At 72.5% G+C, this 17,251-nt stretch carries 9 protein-coding genes; 3 read left to right on the forward strand and 6 right to left on the reverse strand.

Going from position 1 to position 17,251, the window contains the following annotated elements:
* Window positions 1–134 precede the first annotated feature (134 nt).
* Both ABD987_RS28065 and ABD987_RS28070 read left to right on the forward strand, forming a co-directional pair.
* Complete coding sequence (locus ABD987_RS28065; RefSeq protein ID WP_345400207.1) at window positions 135–2,852, forward strand: ATP-binding protein; 2,718 nt, start codon at window positions 135–137, stop codon at window positions 2,850–2,852.
* Window positions 2,853–3,329: 477 nt separating this feature from the next.
* Window positions 3,330–4,061, forward strand: a complete 732-nt coding sequence (locus tag ABD987_RS28070) for a response regulator transcription factor (protein WP_345400210.1) — start codon at window positions 3,330–3,332, stop codon at window positions 4,059–4,061.
* A gap of 156 nt (window positions 4,062–4,217) precedes the next feature.
* On the opposite strand, the gene ABD987_RS28075 is transcribed toward ABD987_RS28070, so the two are convergent.
* Window positions 4,218–5,600, reverse strand: coding sequence for a hypothetical protein (locus ABD987_RS28075; RefSeq protein ID WP_345400213.1), 1,383 nt, complete (start codon window positions 5,598–5,600; stop codon window positions 4,218–4,220).
* A gap of 277 nt (window positions 5,601–5,877) precedes the next feature.
* Here ABD987_RS28075 and ABD987_RS28080 point away from each other — a divergent pair, with 277 nt between their 5' ends.
* Entirely contained in the window at window positions 5,878–7,332 is a 1,455-nt protein-coding gene (locus ABD987_RS28080; RefSeq protein ID WP_345400216.1) for an amino acid permease, read from the forward strand.
* A gap of 45 nt (window positions 7,333–7,377) precedes the next feature.
* Here ABD987_RS28080 and ABD987_RS28085 read toward each other — a convergent pair whose 3' ends face one another.
* From ABD987_RS28085 to mycP, 5 genes are read right to left on the reverse strand one after another with little or no spacing between them, the layout of a single operon-like run.
* Entirely contained in the window at window positions 7,378–9,315 is a 1,938-nt protein-coding gene (locus ABD987_RS28085) for a hypothetical protein (RefSeq protein ID WP_345400219.1), read from the reverse strand.
* Window positions 9,312–10,739 (reverse strand): type VII secretion protein EccB, encoded by a 1,428-nt coding sequence (gene eccB, locus ABD987_RS28090; protein ID WP_345400222.1) that lies wholly within the window; start codon window positions 10,737–10,739, stop codon window positions 9,312–9,314. Before eccB ends, ABD987_RS28085 begins: the two co-directional genes overlap by 4 nt.
* A gap of 1 nt (window position 10,740) precedes the next feature.
* Window positions 10,741–12,120, reverse strand: a complete 1,380-nt coding sequence (eccD, locus tag ABD987_RS28095; protein WP_345400225.1) for a type VII secretion integral membrane protein EccD — start codon at window positions 12,118–12,120, stop codon at window positions 10,741–10,743.
* Window positions 12,117–16,064: a type VII secretion protein EccCa gene (gene eccCa, locus ABD987_RS28100; RefSeq protein ID WP_345400228.1), complete on the reverse strand. Its 3,948-nt coding sequence runs from the start codon at window positions 16,062–16,064 to the stop codon at window positions 12,117–12,119. The genes eccD and eccCa overlap by 4 nt, the downstream gene beginning before the upstream one ends.
* Window positions 16,061–17,251: a type VII secretion-associated serine protease mycosin gene (gene mycP / locus ABD987_RS28105; protein WP_345400231.1), complete on the reverse strand. Its 1,191-nt coding sequence runs from the start codon at window positions 17,249–17,251 to the stop codon at window positions 16,061–16,063. Before mycP ends, eccCa begins: the two co-directional genes overlap by 4 nt.

Consider the following 17,251-nt stretch of genomic DNA (forward strand, 5'->3'; position numbering starts at 1 on the left):
ACACCGGACCGGGCGGAACCGATGACTTGTGGTCACGGGGTGTGTCCGAACTCCTCCCAAGTCCCCGGAGAAGGCCGGACCGGACGGCAGACTGCGAGCACCGCGGTCCGCGGCTTACCGGAAAAGGGACGAGAATGGGACCGGCTGGACGACGCCGAACAGTGCGAGCGTTGCTTCGCGCGGTCACCACCCCGGGCGAAGCGCCGTTGACCATCGTGGCCGGTCGTCCCGGGCTCGGCCGCACCAGCGTCCTGCACGCGCTCCACAGCGCGCTTCTCGAACGCGGGACACCCACCGCGACGCTGCGGTTCCACCGGGGCGCCCCGGTGGAACCCACCTGGACCCCGGCCACGGGGACACCCGCCGTGACCGTGGCCTCCGGCACCGTGTGGCCGGTCACCGGAGCCATCACCGGGGCGCACGCCTCCCCCACCGCCGCCGGGCGCACCGCGAGCATGGTCGCCGAGCACCTGCTCGAACGCGGCGCGACCGTCCTGCTGATCGACGACGCCCAGTGGATGGACCTCGACCACCTCGCCGTACTGGAGATGGTGGTGCGCCGGCTGGCCGGCACGTCCGTCCACTGTGTCTGCGCGGTCCGGACACCGGCCCCGGAAGCCGTCCGGGCCGCCGGGCGGCAGGCGGCGGACCGGTTGCGCGCCGACCGGCTCGTCCGCGAACTCGTGCTCCGACCACTGGACAGGGCGGACATCACCGAGGTCGTCGCGGACACGCTCGCCGCCGAGCCCACCCCCGGACTGATCGACCGGCTGCGGCACCTCAGCCGCGGCATGCCACTGGCGCTGGCGACCGCCCTCGACGCGTACCGGCGAGCGGACTCGATTCACGTCGTCGACCAGCGCGCCTACCTGACACGCCCGGACCGGCTCGCGGAACTGCCCGCGGGACACGCAATGCTGGCTCCGATCGTCGGGCTGGGGGACGCCGCGTGGCAGGCGGCCAAGGCCGTCGCGGTGTTCGAGCCGCTGGGCCCGGCGATGCCGGGACTCGTCGAAGGCGCACTCGACGTTTCTTCCGAAGAAACGCTCCGGCTGCTGGAACTGCTGCGCGAAGAAGGCGTACTGCGATTCCGGGGCGGTGACCGGACCTGGCGGTTCCCCGTGCCGTTCGTCGCCACCGCGCTGCTCGACGCGTGCGGCCCGTACGAACGGCGGTGGCTGGCACAGCTCGCGGTGACGGCCCTGCGCTCGGGGCACGCGCGGTGCGAGGACCCCGGCTACCTGACCGACCAGCTCGCGAACGCGGGCAGCCTGGTGGACCCGGCCGGCACCGAGACGATCCTCGTCGACCGCGCGGCGGCCACCGTGCTGACCGACGGTGGCCGCGCCGATCGATGGCTCGCCGCCGCGGCCGAGCTGGCAGGCGACCGCGGCCGCCGGGCTCGCATCCTGCTCACGCGGGCCGCCGGCCGGTTCGTCCGTGGTGACTACCGGGGCTGCCTGGCCACCACGGAAACCCTGCTCGGCGACTTCGCCGAGCACCTCACCCCCGGACAGCTCCAGGAACTCCAGGTCCGCCACGTCGTCGCGCTGTACAGCGTCGGCGACTTCGAGGCGCTGAACGAGATCGTGGCGGACACCCGGCCGGCACCGGGAAGTCCCGGCGCGCACCGGGTACCGGCCGTGGCGACGGCACTGGCCCTGCTCAACCGCTGGCGGGAAGCACACGAACTGCTGGACCGGGCGCCGTCGCCGGTCGCCGGGAACCTGGGCACGCTGCCGCACTGGTGCTCGGGACTGATCACCGGCAGACCCGCGCACTTCGAGCAGAGCCTGGCGCGGCCGCAGGAGTGGCCGCGGCGCGAGACCGAGTGGTATCGATACGAACAGGCCTCCGCCCACCTGCGGGCACTGCTGCTGCAGGGCGACACCACCCGCGCGGAGAAGCTCCTGATCGCCGAAGAACTGCCCGCGGACCGGCTGCGCCTCCCCGACCAGGCGGTGCTGGCCACCCAGCAGGGCCGGTTCGACGAGGCACTCGAGCTGGCCAGGGCGGCCACGGCGGCCGGTGCGGCGCTCGGCTCCGGCCCCGCCCAGGTACTCGTGCAGCACGCGATGGCCACGATCCTCCACGCCAGGGGCCGGATCGCCCAGGCGCGGGACCTGCTGGTGGCGGCACGCGCGGCACAGCCACCACTGCCCCATCTGCTGAGCGAGCCGGAAGCGCTCCTCGATCGCGCGTTCGGCGAACCGGGCGAAGCGGCGCGACGGCTGCGCCGGGACCTCGCTCTCGCGTCCGAACAAGGAGTCGTGCTCGACACCGACACGCTGTGGTGGCACCTCGCCGAACTCGCGGTCCGGCGTACCGACCACGCGGAGGCGCGAACCTGTCTGACGGAACTGGGCCACGTCGCCGAACGGACGGGCACCGGCCGGGCCGCCCTGCATCTGCTCCTCGCCCGCGCGCTCGTCGAGCACGACCGTGAGGCGGCGAACAGCGCGGTACGCCTGGCGAACGAGCGAGGCCGGCCGTTCGAAATCGCCGGCGTCATCGACACCGTCGTCCGGCACGGCGTGGGCGACCCCGCCCTGCTGCCGGAGGCGTACGCGCTGTTCGGTGAGCTGGACGCCCTGCTCTACCGGTCCTGGTCGCGCGATCTCATGCGCCGGCACGACATCGCGGTAAGCGGCCGCCGGACGACGATCGCGGAGAACGAACGGCTGCTGGCCGTCCTGGTCACCGAAGGACTGGGCAACAAGCAGCTCGCGACCGTCCTGCGCAGCACGGAGAAGGGGATCGAAGGCCGGTTGAGCAGGCTGTTCTCCCGGACCGGCTGCCGATCACGCACCGAGCTGGCCGCCGCGATGTTCCACGGCGACTACCCCGGCTGAGCATCGCCCGGCGCGGTGCGCACCCGGTCGCGAAAAGGTCAATCACGACTGCCCGAAAGTACTCTCCGCGTACCTCGGTGACCCGAGGTTCCGCGAACGAGTCCCCGCGAGCGAGCGACCGTGCCACACTCGGAGAGCGGATGAACCCCGGTCCCGTGGACCGCGGTTTCGGTTCCCCACCCCGCGAGAGGCCACGCCTCGCACCGTGCTCGCCGACACACCCGGCGCCGCCGCGGTCCGTCGTGCCCGGGCACAAGTGAGCACCGGTGAGCACGGCACAGGACTGGCGCGGGCCCCGGCCGGTCGATGATGATCGACCCACGGACCGACAGATGCCAGGAAGCGCTTCCGGCACCGGGCCGGTCCGCCGGACAAGCAAGTGGTGTGCTGGATGAACATGGGACCGCTGTAGGTACTGCTACCGCCAAAGTCGTCTGTGACACGACCGCACCGGCACCGGAACGCCGTCATCGGCGAATGACGTTCCACCTCACCGGTCGCCAATCGGTGGTATGGCTCAAGGGAACCGCAAGAATGAACAATGGGATTTGGGCAGCTGAAAACTCGCTGGGCGCGCTGGTGGCGGTCGCGATACACGCCTCGGACGCGATGACCAGGATCGGCATGACGAGCATGCTGGCCGCCGAGCGTCACCTGAAAATACTCACCGACCCGGCCGAATTCGCGGTCGCCGACGTGATTTTGATCGTCGAGGAGACGGTGCGCGGCGAAACTCTCACCCTACCGGCGGAGGTCCGCGCGGCGTCGCCACACGAAACGCCCCCGCGATGTGTGATCGTCACCGACAACTTCCCGGACACCATGCTGGTCCCGGCGATCGAATGCGGTATGGCCGCGATGCTGCCGCGAAGCGGAATCGACACCAGCGTGCTGACGCGGACGATCGTCGGGGTCAGCCAGGGCATGGCCTATTTCCCGCTCCGGCTGCAGGCCGGCCTGCTGGCGGAGTTCGACCGGGTGATCAACAAGGTACTGAAACCGAGGGGCATCACGTTGAGCGGGCTTTCGGCCCGCGAGCACGACGTGATCCGGCTGCTGGCGAACGGCTACGACACCGAACAGATCGCCGCCGAACTCGCCTATTCCGGCAGCCTGATCAAGAAAACCCTCAAGGACCTGATGGATCGCTACGGCCTTCGCAGCCGCTCGCACGCGGTGGCACACGCGATCCGGTCCGGAATCATCTGAGGGATGTCGTAACCGGCGTCGTAGTCGGCAGGATATGCCGGAGCACGGAAAACGGTGCGGTCGTTACGGCTTCCGGGTCGCGGGGCGCCGGTGGCAACGTCCACCGCCGCCCCGCGACCGTCCATCCACTGTCCTCAACGGACTCCCGGGGCACGGTCAGTTGGCCAGCCGCAGTGCTTCCCGCTGCCCGGTACCTCCCGATGCGCGCTCCGCCAGCACGTGGAGCCGAGGTGCCACCTCCGGCGCGAGCTGGTCGGCGAAGCCGTTCAGGAGCAGCCGGACGCCGCGCAGGCCACGCTCGTGATCACCGCAGGCGTAGCAGAGTTCGGTGTGCGCGAGCATGGCCGTCGCCCGCTGAGCGGGGTTCTGCGCGCGATCGACGGCCGCGTCGAGCCACCGCGACGCCCGCGACGGCGTCCGGGCCCCGACCTCGGCCGACCGGTCGAGCAGCGCTTGGCAGGCGAGCGCGGGGTCGATCAGCCATCCGGCGTCGACCACCAGATCGGCGAGCTGGTCCAGGTCGGCGCACCGCGCTTCGCCCGTCCACACCGCGGTGACGGCCCTCGCCGCGAGCTGCCTCCGTTCGAAGGGGGCCATGGCGCCGGTCAACGACGAGGCGAAGACCGGCACGAGCGCCCGCCACGACTGTCCATTCCGGCCTCGATGCAGAATTCCCTCCTGCCGCAGGACATCCAGCAATGCCACGACCTCGGCTTCGGTCGTTTCGAGTACTTCGGCGACCAGTCGCGGTACCGTCTCCCCGAGCGGCGCGAACACGCAGGCCGCCATCGCCGCGGCACCGGCTTTCGGGTCCAGGGCGCGGACGCGCCGGAGGAATCTGTTGTCCAGCGGGTACTGCACCGGAAGCACGGCCGGGGCCAGCGACGCCTCGTCACCGAGTGCACGAACGGAACCGTTGCTCAGCAACATCTCGATCGAGTCGCGCACCGCGGCCGGAATCCCCCGGGAAAGCTCGGCGACCCGGCGGACCAGCTCGTCGTCCGGCGCGACCGACGTGGCCGTCACGATTTCGTCCGCGATTTCGCTTTCCCCCATCGGCCGGAGACGGACGGCGGAAACCAGCTCGCCCTCCCGCAGATCCCGCCACCAAGCCAGTTGCACGGCCGGAATCGGCGTGCGGACCGCGCAGACACAGGTGACCGGCTTTCCGGTCAGCCCTCCTCGTACCAGCGCGCCGAGGACGGCGCGCGAATCCCGGTCGCTCCACTGCAGATCGTCGATCAGCAACGCACCGCCCAGCAATTCGGCGGCCGTTTCCGAAGCGGCTCGCCGGGCGATCCCCGGATCCCGGTGCGCGCCCGCGACCGGGGCGAGCGGCACGAAGCTCGCCTCGGTGCCGGGTGACCGCACCGGTATGGCATCGCCGTCACGGGTGAAGCGAATCGCCGTGACCGCCATCCCTTTCGCGGCCAGCAGATCACCGGCCTCGCCCAGCGCGGTCGTCCGGCCGATCCCGGCCGGACCGGTGACCGCCACGAGCGGGGCACCCGTGGCGAGAGCGGAAAGTACGGTATCCACGTGCACAGCATGCGGCCCGCTCGGCGACCCCGGAACTCACCGAGCGGGGATCGAGGACTTTCGGCCCAGGAACGTATCCGAACCGCTGACGGGAAAGTCACCCCCGATATCGGCTGTCCGGTGAAAGTACCGGCCCGGTGATCCCGGAGGCTTTCCCGGCCTACCCCCGTGCGGGGTCCTCCTCGGCACCGCCTAGCCTCTACGCACCCGACCGCGCCGGACTCGCAGTTCCAGGGCAGTTCCCCACCGCGTCCGCATTCGAGAGGAAGATCGATCGATGGCCGATCTGATCACCGGGAACCAGAACCAGGCGACCGCGGTGGACGACACCGCTTCGAGCCGGAGCAAGAAGCTCCGTTCCCGGCACATCACGATGATCACCCTCGGCGGGATCATCGGGGCGAGCCTCTTCGTCGGTTCGGGCAACGTCGTGCGCTCGGTCGGGCCCGCCGCGGTGGTGTCCTATCTGATCGGCGGGCTGCTCGTCTTCCTCGTGATGCGCATGCTCGGCGAGATGGCCGCGGCGCGCCCGGCGATCGGCTCGTTCATGGAGTACGCCAGGGCCGGCCTCGGCGAGTGGGCGGGCTACCTGGTCGGCTGGCTGTACTGGTACTACTGGCTCGGGGTCATCGCGTTCGAGACGGTGGTCGGCGGCTCGACGCTGCACGGCTGGTTCCCCGCCGTGCCGCAGTGGGCGTTTTCCGTCGCGCTGCTGCTCTTCTTCACCGCCACGAACCTGTTCTCCGCCCGTTCGTTCGGCGAGATCGAATACTGGCTGGCCGGTATCAAGGTCGCCACCATCGTGGTGTTCCTCGCCGTCGGCACGCTGTTCGCGTTCGGGCTCTGGCCGAAGGCGCACTTCGCGATCCCGAACCTGTGGACGCACGGCGGGTTCACGCCGAACGGGTGGTGGCCGGTGCTCAGCGGCGTGGCGATCGTCGTCTGTTCCTACTTCGGCACCGAAATCGCGGTGATGGCGGCGGCCGAATCGGACGACCCGGCCAAGGGCATCCGCAAGGCGGTGACCGCGGTGATCTGGCGGATCCTGCTGTTCTTCGTCGGCGCGGTGCTGCTGATCGCCACCGTCGTCCCGTGGAACGAGCTTCCCGACCCCGACAAGGAGGGGCCGTTCGCGCACGCCTTCACCCTGTTCGGCCTGCCCGGCGCCGGGCTCGTGATGAGCGCGGTCGTGCTGACCGCCGCGTGTTCCGTGCTCAACTCCGGGCTCTACTCCGCGGGCCGGATGTTCTCCGCGCTCGCCGAACAGGGCCTGGCCCCGCGGCTGGTCGCGAGGAAGGGCAAATCCGGCGCGCCGACGGTGGCGGTGCTGACCTCCACGGTCGGCGGCTTCGTCGCGGTCGTGGTGAACTTCCTCGCGCCGGACGCCGGTATCCTCGACTTCATCCTCAACTCCGCGGGCATCGTCGCGCTGTTCGTGTACGCGTTCATCACGTTCACGCAGCTGCGCACGCGGAACAGGATGACGCCCGAGGAACGCGCCCGGCTGAAACTCCGGATGTGGTTCCACCCGTGGCTGGGCATCCTGGCCGTGACCGCCATCGTGGTGATCATCGTGGTCATGCTGGTGACCGACGACAAGGCGCGCACCCAGGTGTACACCAGCGTCCTGTCGCTGGTGGTGATCGCCGTGTTCTGGCCGCTCGTACGCCGGAGCCTCCACCGCCGCAAGACGTCCGAGGCGGCGCCGGCCCCTGCCGGACAGGAGAGCTGAGGCGGGCCCGGCGTCCGATACCGGTCAGCTTCTCGCCGCCCTCGGTCAGGCCAGCCCGATCGGGTGGTCGAACCGGGCCGGGGTTTCGAGTTCCTCGCGGCGGCCCGGGGCGACCTTGTCCCGGGCCGCCACGACCTCGGTCAGCCTGGCCAGCGCGGGGTGGTCCTGGCCATCGCCCGCGCCGGTGACCTCGCGTAGCAGCACCCGCCCTTCGGTCACCGCGAGCACCTTGAAACGGGTGTCCGGCGGGAAGATCACGCGCTCCTGTTCGGGACCCTCGCCGCCGGTCAGGAATCCGGTACGCCGCGCGGTCAGCGCCAGTACGAAGAACTCCACCGTGCCGGGCAGCTCGACGAACGGGGTGGCCAGCGCGTGGAGCAGGCCGCGTTCGGTCAGCACCTCGCCGAGGCGGTACCGCGCCCGTTGCGCGTCGTCCAGGGTGGCCGAGGTCAGTACCGGGCCGCGGTGGGTGGGGAGGCGCCGGAGGCCGGACACGATGCACCCGGCGTAGGGCCGGAACGCGCCGAGAGTGCCGGTGCGCAACGCCCGATCGAAGCCCTGCGAAGTGCCTTCCGCGTAGGCACGGACCGCGACCAGGTCGGTGATCACCGCCTCCGAAAAGCGCGTGGTCTCCTCCTCTCCACGCAGTCCGGGCCGCTGTGCGAGCAGCCGGGACACCGCGCCGGCGTAGCCGTCGAACCGGCTGCCCAGGGTCCGGCGCAGCCATTCGTGTTCCGCCGGTCCGCTGCGGTGGTCCGGGGCGATCCGGTCGGCGCCGGGAACCTCCTCGGGTTCCTCCGCCGGTGCGGTCTCCACCCGCATCCACTGCGTAACCGGTTCTTCCTCCACGGGCGGGGTCTCGGCGAAGACCAGCTGGGCGGCCTGCCGCGCGGCGGGTTCGAGCCGCTCGACGAGTCCGGCCGCCGCGTCGGCGAGCGTCCGGGACGGCGGCGTGCCGGGGTCGCCGACGGTGACCCGCAGCCGGTGCGGGTCCGGCGGCACCGCCCGGATCTCGCCGCCGTTCATCGGCTCGGTGCTGTCGCGCACCCACAGTCCGGATTGGACGGTCTCGACGATGATGTCTTCGGTGAGCCGGAAAACCCCGGGATGTGGCTCGGCGAGGCCGGGCAGCGGTGCGCGGTACCGCACCACCTTGGGCACCGCGGGCATCGGGACCCTGCGCGGCCAGTAGCTGAGCACGGTGGCGAACGCCCACCCGATCAGTCCGGTGTGGACGGTAACCGGCGCGCCGGACTCGTCCGCGACCAGCTGGCCGACCGGTTCCCCGGCACGCTCGTGGGTGCCGTGCGGGATCAGCCGTACCCGGGTGCGGGCCGTCGCCGGGAGCGCGGCGAGCAACCGGCAGATCTCCGGCACCGGCACCGACGGTTCGAGCACCACGGTCAGCATCTCGGCCTGGCACGGCAGTCCGAGCACCGGCGCCGGATCGGGGTGGGACCCGGGCCGCAGCCACAACCCGGCCGGGATCGGTTCGACCACCAGCCCCGCGCCCGGCGCCAGCCGCCGCAGCGGGGTGCCCGGTTCCCAGGCGGGCACCGGATAGCGGAGCCCGGCGGGCCGCGGCGGACCGCCGGGCCGGAACCGCAGCCAGCCCGCTCCACCCGCGACGAAGGCGAACCCGTCCGCCACCGGGCGCACCTCCCCGTCCGGCGCGATCACCTCGGTCTGCTTGCGTTCGGCCAGCGCGTAGGCGAGCGAGCGCGGCCCGCCGGTGCCGGCCCGCGAAAGCACCAGCCGCAGCGGCCGGCGGTCCGGCACCAGCGCGGCGAGTTCCTCGGCCAGTGCCGTCCCGCCGAGCTCTGGCGGATCGACGACGACCACCGTGTACCCGGGTTCCGGCGGCAGCGTCCTGGCCAGTTCGAGCACCGTCGCCGACGGTCCTTCCGGCGGATGCACCAGCAGCGCGGCGCCGAGCGGGCGGCACATCAGCCCGGTGCCCGCGTGCGGGGAGCTGATCTTCATGCCGGTCCGCTCCGCTGGGTCCTGGCCGCCTGCGGATCGAGCGCGGGCCCGGTCGGCAGGAAGGCGAGCACGGTGGTGGGCACCGGGACCGGTTTGGCGTCGCCGTAGCCGAGTGCCGCGGCCACCTCGGCGCTCGGCAGCGGAAACTTCATGCCGACGTCGGTGACCAGGAACCTGGTGCCGCTCTCCACCCCCGGCGCGGGCTGCCCGACGACCAGGGTGCCGGAACCGCCCGGCACCCGGACCTGGTCGGCCACCCGGCCGTCGTCGTGCTCGCCGCGTGGACGCGGACCGGACACGCGGAGCTGGTCGGTCGCGACCGTGACGAGCGAGCCGGTCGGGCCGAGATCGGCGGAGAAGCCGAGGCGCACGCACACCGATCGCCCGCCCGCGGCGTCCGCCGGGCGGGGTGGTTCCTTCGGCAGCCCGGTGACCGCCGTGGTCTTCGATTTCGGCGCGGCGGCCGCCGCGGCCGCGGTCAGCGGGATCGTCCGCACCTCACCCTGGTCGTACGCGCCGCCGGTGGCCGGATCGGCGAGGAACAACGCGAGTTCGGTGCGCGAGATCGGCACCAGCCCGTCCGCGCGCATCAGGTAGTAGGCCCCGGTACCGCCCGCGACCTGCACCTCGAACAGCTGACCGACCTTCGCGGACCGGCCGGCCAGTGACAGGCCGGACTGCCCGCGGTCCGGCAGCGGAGGCGGTACGAGGCCGGGGCCCGCCGGAAGCGCGTTGAGCCAGGCGGTGCTCACCGGCACCGGTTCGAAACCGCCGAAGCCGAACGTGATCAGCAGGGCCCTGTCCTCGACCTTCATCCGCTGTCCGCGCCACACCAGGAAGACCGCCCCGTCCGGGGTGGTCACCGGCAGCGCCCGGTCCTCGGGCACCGGCGCGGACTGCCACGCGGCGCCGACCGAGACCGCGACACCCGGCCGCCGCGGACCGTCGGCCCCGCCGACCGTGGCCGCGCACACCAGCCAGGGGTCGGTGTTCAGCCGTTTCGGATCCGGCAGCGCGTCCGGCGCGTCCGGGATGCCGATCGGCAGGCCGTGCGGCACACTGTCCAAAGAGGACTTCGACACCGTGCGCACCTCGGCGTTCCCGCCACCGGCGGCCAGCCGGGCGGAGGCGTAGTTCAGCACCGGCCGCAGGGTGCCGTCCAGGAACAGGTACCGGCTGCCGGTCTCCTTCTCGACGATGATCGATCCGGGTTTGCGCCATCCGCCGTCCCCACCGCCCGCGACCAGGCCGATCACCCAGAAGGCGGCAGCGGCCACCACCGCGATCAGTATCCCGGCCACCGCGCCGACGCCCGCGCGCCGCATCGGCGTCTCCGGCGCGTCCGGGTCACCGGTCACCAGCGCCGACACCAGCCTGCCGACGCCGAAGAGGTGGGCGTGCAGATGATCCCGTTTGTTCTGCATGTCAGCCGGCCAACGCGCGGAAGAAGGAATAGACGTCCAGCACCGCGAGCATCATCGGCACCACGGCGACCGCGAGCAGCGTCTCGCCGATGTCCGCCGCCCGTCCCCAGTACGGCAGCAGCCTGCGGCCGGGAAGCCTTGCCGCGCCGAGGAAGAGCAATCCGGCCGCCAGGCCGAGACCGGCCAGCACGCCGGTGCGCGCGATCGGGTCGAGCGCACCGGCGAACGCGATCGCCTGCGACGCCAGGCCCGCCGCTCCCCCGGCCACCGCGGCGCTCCGCTGCCAGACGCTCACCAGTACCCGGGAACGCAGCAGCAGCCCGAGCGAGACCACGGCCACGAAGACCTGCGCGGCCCAGCCGCTGTCGAACGCGAGCAGCGCGAAACTTCCGGCGCAGATCGCCGAGGCCGCCACGAAGATCGCGGACAGGAACCGATCCGCGCCGGCCGCCCTGGCCAGCGCGAGCCGTTCCGGCACCGGGTCGGTGTCGGAGTCCAGGTCCGCGGCGCCGGTCGGCAGCTGGGGCAGCCGGATCCGGACCATCCTGGCGGCCAGCGACGGCGCGGCCACCTCCGCGAGATAGGCGACCCCGGCGACCAGCGCGGCCGCCTGCGGTCCGGTCAGCTCCGCGCACAGCACCAGCAGGCCACCGATGGCCGCGGCGGCGCAGCACAGCACCGCGCCGAAGAAGACCGCGGGCACGGCACCGACGACGAACAACGCGATCACCCCGGCGGCGGTCGCCAGCGCTCCCCCGGCCAGCACGCCGGAACCGCCGGGCGGCCCGGCGGCTCCCGCGACGGCCGTGGGCACCAGCAGACCCGCCACCAGCGCCATCGGGATCGCCGCGACGCCGAGCACCACGCCGAGCACGCGGTCACCCCACGAACGCGAGGTGATCGCGGCGAAACCGAGCAGCAGCACGGCGAACACCCCGGCGGCGACGGACCGGACCCACTCCGTACCGCCGGACAGCCCGGCCGCGGCCAGCGCGGCGGCCAGCGCCGTGCCGCCGAGTACCAGGAACAGCCGCCGGGTCAGTTCCGGGCGCCAGCGGTCACCGCGGTGCCGGATCGCGGTGCCCACCCCGTCGACCACGTCGTCGAAGTCGATCGGCGGCATCGGCGCCTCGCGCGGGCGGAGGTGAAGCACCTCCCCGTCGCGCAGGCCCAGCGACTCCGGCGTGCCTTCCTCGTCGAGCGGTTCCTCGCCGAGCCGTTGCAGCACCCAGTGGCCGCGCCCGGCCGCGGCCGGCGCGGGGTCCGGATCCGCGCGGCGGCTCAGCAGCGGCAGCAGGTCGAAGACCGGGGTACGCACCGGCACCGCGAAATCGGCGCGGCCTGCCGGGGCCAGCACGGTCAACCGGCACAGATCGCTCAACGGACATTCCCCTCTACGAATCCACTTTGGACAACCTGGACGCCGCGCCGGGTGACCAACTGCGCCCGGCCGGGCGGGAACTGTCTCGGCGCGGCCTCGCCGAGGAACTTGCCCTCTTCGCGCGGATAGGACAGCAGCAGGCCGGGGCAGCCGAGTTCCCACATCCGGCGCAGCAGCGGGTCCATCATCGCCCGCATCGCCCCGGAACTGCTGCGCGCGATCACCAGGTGCATCCCGATGTCCGCGCCCTGTGCCAGCAGCTCCGCCAGCGGCTCGAGCGGCCCGCCGATCCCGGGGGTGAGCAGGTCGTAGTCGTCCACCAGCACGAACAGCCGCGGCCCGCTCCACCAGTCCCGCAGCCGCAACCGGTCCGGGGTGATCTCCGGGCCGGGCAACCGGCGGCGCATCGACACCGCCGCGTTGGCGGCCAGCTCGGCCAGCGTCCCGGTGGCCACCGAGTAGCCGACCCGGTATTCCTCCGGCACCAACGGAAACAGCTGCCGCCGCGGGTCGGCGAGCAGGATCTTCGCCTCGTCCGGGGCGTAGCGCTCCAGCACGCCCCTGGCCACCAGCCGGAGCAGGTTGGTCTTACCGGTCTCGCCGTCTCCGAACACCATCAGATGGGGCACCTGCCCGAAATCGTGCCAGACCGGCCGCAGGCGCTCCTCGTCCAGCCCGAGCGCGAGCCGGAAATCCCCTTCGGCGGCGGGAAGCCCTTCGACGGGCAGCCGCGAAGGCAGCAGCCGCACCGGCGGCGCGTCCTCGCCCGGCCAGAACCCGGCGATCTCCTCGACCAGGTTCCTGGTCGCGGTACCGAGCTCCGCCGGCGCGCCACCGCCGTCCAGCCGCGGCAACGCGCCGAGGAAGTGCCTGCCCTCGGAGGTCAGCCCGCGACCGGGCAGTGCCGGGACCCCGGCCGCCGCGCGGCTGCCGATCTCGGACTCCAGCGGATCCCCCAGCCGCAGTTCGTACCGGGTGCCGAGCAGATCCCGCAGCCACGGCCGGATCTCCGACCACCGCGTGGCCGCGACCACGACGTGGACGCCGAAACCGAGCCCCCGTGAGGCGAGTTCGGAGATCACCGGCTCCAGGTCCTCGAAGTCCTGCCGGACCGTGGCCCACCCGTCGATCACCAGGAACACGTCGCCGTAGGGATCGTCCACCGCCCCGTCCCGGCGGAGCCCGCGGTAGGCGGCCATCGACTCCACGCCCAGTTCGGCGAACCTCGACTCGCGCCATTCCAGCAGCCCGGTCAGCTCGGCGACGGTCCGTTTGACCCGGTCCCGGTCCAGCCGCGCGGCCACCGATCCGGTGTGCGGCAGCCCGGCGACCGCGCCCAGCGTGCCGCCACCGAAGTCGAGGCAGTAGAACTGCACCTCCGCCGGGGTGTAGGTGAGCGCGAGGGCGAACAGCAGTGTGCGCAGCATGGTGCTCTTGCCGGTCTGCGGCGCGCCCACCACGCCGACATGTCCGGCGGCCCCGCCGAGATCGGCCAGCAGCAGGTCCCGGCGCTGCTCGAACGGGCGATCCACCACGCCGACCGGCACCCGCAGCGCCCCGCCGCCCGGCCTGTCCACAGTGGACAGACCACGGTCCGGGTCGGGCACCACGCCCGGCAGCAGGACGTCCAGGCCGGGTGCCTCGGCCAGCGGCGGCAGCCAGACCTGCCGGGCCGGTGGTCCCTGGCCGAGCAGCCGTGCCAGCATCGCCTCCATCACGGTCGCCGGATCGGTGTCCCCGCCGGGGACGGCGGGCCGCTCCCCCTCGGCCGGTAGCGGTTCGCGGAGTGGCTGGAACAACGGGCCGAACCGGACCACCTCCCGCCCGGCGGAGGCCTCCCGCGCCGGCGCGTCCGGTTCCCCGGCCGCCGCGATCGGGCCGGACACGTACCCGGCCTTGAAACGCACCAACGTGGTGGTGTCCTTCTTCAGATATCCGTGGCCGGGGCCCGAGGGCAGTTCGTAGGCGTCGGCCACCCCGATCACACTGCGGCTTTCCATCGCGGAGAAGGTCCGCAGCGCGATCCGGTACGACAGATGGCTTTCCAGCGCGTGGATGCGGCCCTCGTCCAGTCGCTGGGAGGCGAGCAGCAGGTGCACCCCCAGGCTGCGGCCGAGCCGCCCGATCATCACGAACAGGTCCATGAACTCCGGTTTGGTCGCCAGGAGCTCGCTGAACTCGTCGCAGACGATGAACAGGGTCGGGAACGGGCTCAGCGGCGCGCCCTGCGCGCGGGCCTTCTCGTACTCCAGCCGCGAGCTGTATCCGGTCCGGCGAAGGAGTTCCTGCCGCCGCGTCAGCTCGCCGTGCAGCGCGTCCCGCATGCGATCGACCAGCGGCAGTTCGTCGGCGAGGTTGGTGATCACCGCCGAGGTGTGCGGCAGGTCCTCCATGCCGAGGAAGGTCGCGCCGCCCTTGAAGTCGACCAGGACGAGGTTGAGCACCTCGGAGGAGTGCGTCGCGGCCAGCCCGACCACCAGGGTGCGCAGCAGCTCGCTCTTCCCGGAACCGGTCGCGCCGATGAGCACGCCGTGCGGTCCCATCCCGCCCTGCGCGGACTCCTTGATGTCCAGCTCGATCACCGAACCGTCCGCGCCGAGCCCGATCGGCACCCGCAGCTGGGCGGGCAGTTCGGCGCGCGGCCGCCACAGCTCGCGCACCGGATAGCCCCGGACGTCACGGATGCCGAGCAGCCGGGCGAGGTCGAAGTCGGCGGCCAGTGGCTCGTCCGCGTCGGCCGCCCCGGCGGTCCGCAGCGGCGACACCATCCTGGCCAGCGATTCGGCGCGGGCGAGGCCCATCCGGTCGGGGGTGGCCAGCGGCGAGGCCGAGCCGTCGTCGGTGCGGTCGATCCGGTCGGCGCGCACGGTGAGGCCGAGCCGGCGCGGGCCCTCGTGGCCGCTGCCGCCGCCGACGTCGAGCAGCAGCACGTTGCGCAGCCCGCCCGCGGCCAGTGGCGAGTACTCCGGCAGCCGCACGCCGTCGCAGACGACCACGGTGTACGGTTCGCCGCGGTCCAGCGGCGCGTCCGGTGCGAACGCGGGCCGCCCGCCGAACGCGGGCCCGAGCCTGGCGAGCAGTTCGTCGTGCTCGGTGGCGAACAGCCTGGCCGGTCCCGCCGTGTCGGTTTCGTGGCCACTTTCGTTGTGTGGCAACCATTTCGTCCACTGCCAGGCACCGATCCGGTCCCGGCCGGTGAGGACCGCGACCCGCAGGTCCTCCGGGGCGTGGAAGGTGACCAGCTGCGCCAGCATCGCCCTGGCCAGCCCGTACGTCGCTTCCGGGTCCCCGGTCAGCTCCAGGCCGGAGTAGCCGCGCAGGTGCAGCGCGCCCGCCACTTCGGACACCGTGGAATAGGCCGCGATGAACCGCCGCAACGCACCGGCGCACAACGGTTCCAGGTCCTCGACCGGTTTGGTCCGCGCGGGGACGAGGCGCAGCAGCGCGCGCTGGGTGCCGGTGCCGATCCGCACCTCGGCGAAGTCCTCGTGGTTCGGCCTGCGTTCCCACAGCCGGGGGCCGGACGCGACGGTCCACAGCCGCGCCGGTGCCGGGTTGTCCCAGTCCACCGCGGCGCGTTGCTGTTCGATCGCCGCGCGGACCTGCCTGCGGACCTGGCCGAGGTAGCGCAGGTAGTCCCGCCGCTCACCCCTGAGTTTCCGCTTGCGCTCACCGGACGCCCTGCCGAGCTGGCCGAACATCATGCCCACCGTGGACACCGCCATCAGCCCGGACGCCACGTACATCCCGCCGCCCGTGCCCGGGTTGGCGAACATCAGCACGGTCGCCCCGGAGCCGAGGCCCATCGGCAGATAGGTCAGCACCGAGGACATGTCGGCGCCCTGCACCTCGGGCAGGTCCGGGGGTTCCTGCAGCTCCAGTTCACCGTGCGGGGCCGGTGGCCCGGCCTGGCGCGGCGGACGGCTGATGACGATCGTGCTCACTCGGTTCCTCCTGAACGCCGGCCCCGGCGCCGTCCGCGCGGCACCGCGCCGCGCAGTACCCAGGCCGCCCCGATCACCAGCACCGCCCCTGCGGCGGAGACCATCGCGGCCAGCCGCGCCGGGCCGCCGGACGCGGCCGGCGCCGGTGGCGGCACCACCACCGGTTGATCATCCACAGTGGACTTTCCGGCGAACTCCTCCGGCAGTACCGCGGTGACCGCCGCGTACGGGTTGACCACACCCCAGCCGACCTGCGGATCGGGCACGTTCGTCCCCGGCCGGTCCGCGGTGGCCTCGAGGCGGTGCTTGACCTGCTTGGCGGTCAGCTTCGGATGGTGGGCCCGGACCAGCGCGGCGGTACCGGCCACGAACGGGCTGGCGAAGCTGGTGCCCTGGGCCACCACGTGCCCGGTCCCGGCGGCGCTCAGCCCGACCACGTCCACCCCCGGCGCGGCCAGATCCACGAAGTCCCCGGTTTCGGAGAACCTGCCGCGCGAACCGTCCGCGGCGATCGCGCTCACCGCGATCACCTCCGGATACGCGGCCGGATAGGCGGTGGGATTGCCGTTTTCGGCCTCGTTGGCCGCCGAGGCCACGATCACCACGTCGCGCTGGCTCGCGTAGCGCACCGCGGCCTCGAGGTCCTGGCTGGGATGGAACGTGGTCGCCGAAATGTTGACGACCCCGGCGCCCGCGTTCACCGCCTCCACGATCGCCTTGGCCATGGCCGAGGCCGAGCCGCCCGCGGAATCGGTCTGCCGCAGCGGCAGGATCGTCGCGCCGGGAGCCACCCCGGCGAACCCGGTGCCTTCCCGCGGCTGCGCGGCGATCAGGCTCGCGACGAACGTGCCGTGCCCGACGCAGTCGGCCTCCTTCCCGGACGGGGCCACGATGTTCACCACCGGGCGGACGTGCCCGGCGAGCTGGGGCACCGCGTCCACCCCGGAGTCGACCACCGCGACGAGCTGGCCTTCCCCCTTGGTCAGCGGCCACACCCGGCCGAGGGCGAGGCGTTTCTGCGGCCACGGGGTGCCGGGGAACAGCGCGTTCGACGGCGCCGCGCACTTCGCGCCACCGGAAACCTGTTCCAGCGGCGGCACCGTGGGATCGGCCGACGCGGCGGGCCCGATGACGAGCAACAGGACGGCCGTCAGTGAACCGACGCGTACGAGGAGGGAACTCGGCAC

Origin of the sequence: Amycolatopsis samaneae (assembly GCF_039541975.1) — a bacterium.
GTDB classification, from domain to species: domain Bacteria; phylum Actinomycetota; class Actinomycetes; order Mycobacteriales; family Pseudonocardiaceae; genus Amycolatopsis; species Amycolatopsis samaneae.

Bases quoted from the DNA above. Each gene is read 5' to 3' on its own strand.
- ABD987_RS28080 (WP_345400216.1), top strand. From the start codon at position 5,878: ATGGCCGATCTGATCACCGGGAACCAGAACCAGGCGACCGCGGTGGAC.
- ABD987_RS28070 (WP_345400210.1), top strand. From the start codon at position 3,330: ATGACGTTCCACCTCACCGGTCGCCAATCGGTGGTATGGCTCAAGGGA.
- eccB (WP_345400222.1), bottom strand. From the start codon at position 10,739: ATGCAGAACAAACGGGATCATCTGCACGCCCACCTCTTCGGCGTCGGC.
- ABD987_RS28065 (WP_345400207.1), top strand. From the start codon at position 135: ATGGGACCGGCTGGACGACGCCGAACAGTGCGAGCGTTGCTTCGCGCG.
- ABD987_RS28085 (WP_345400219.1), bottom strand. From the start codon at position 9,315: ATGAAGATCAGCTCCCCGCACGCGGGCACCGGGCTGATGTGCCGCCCG.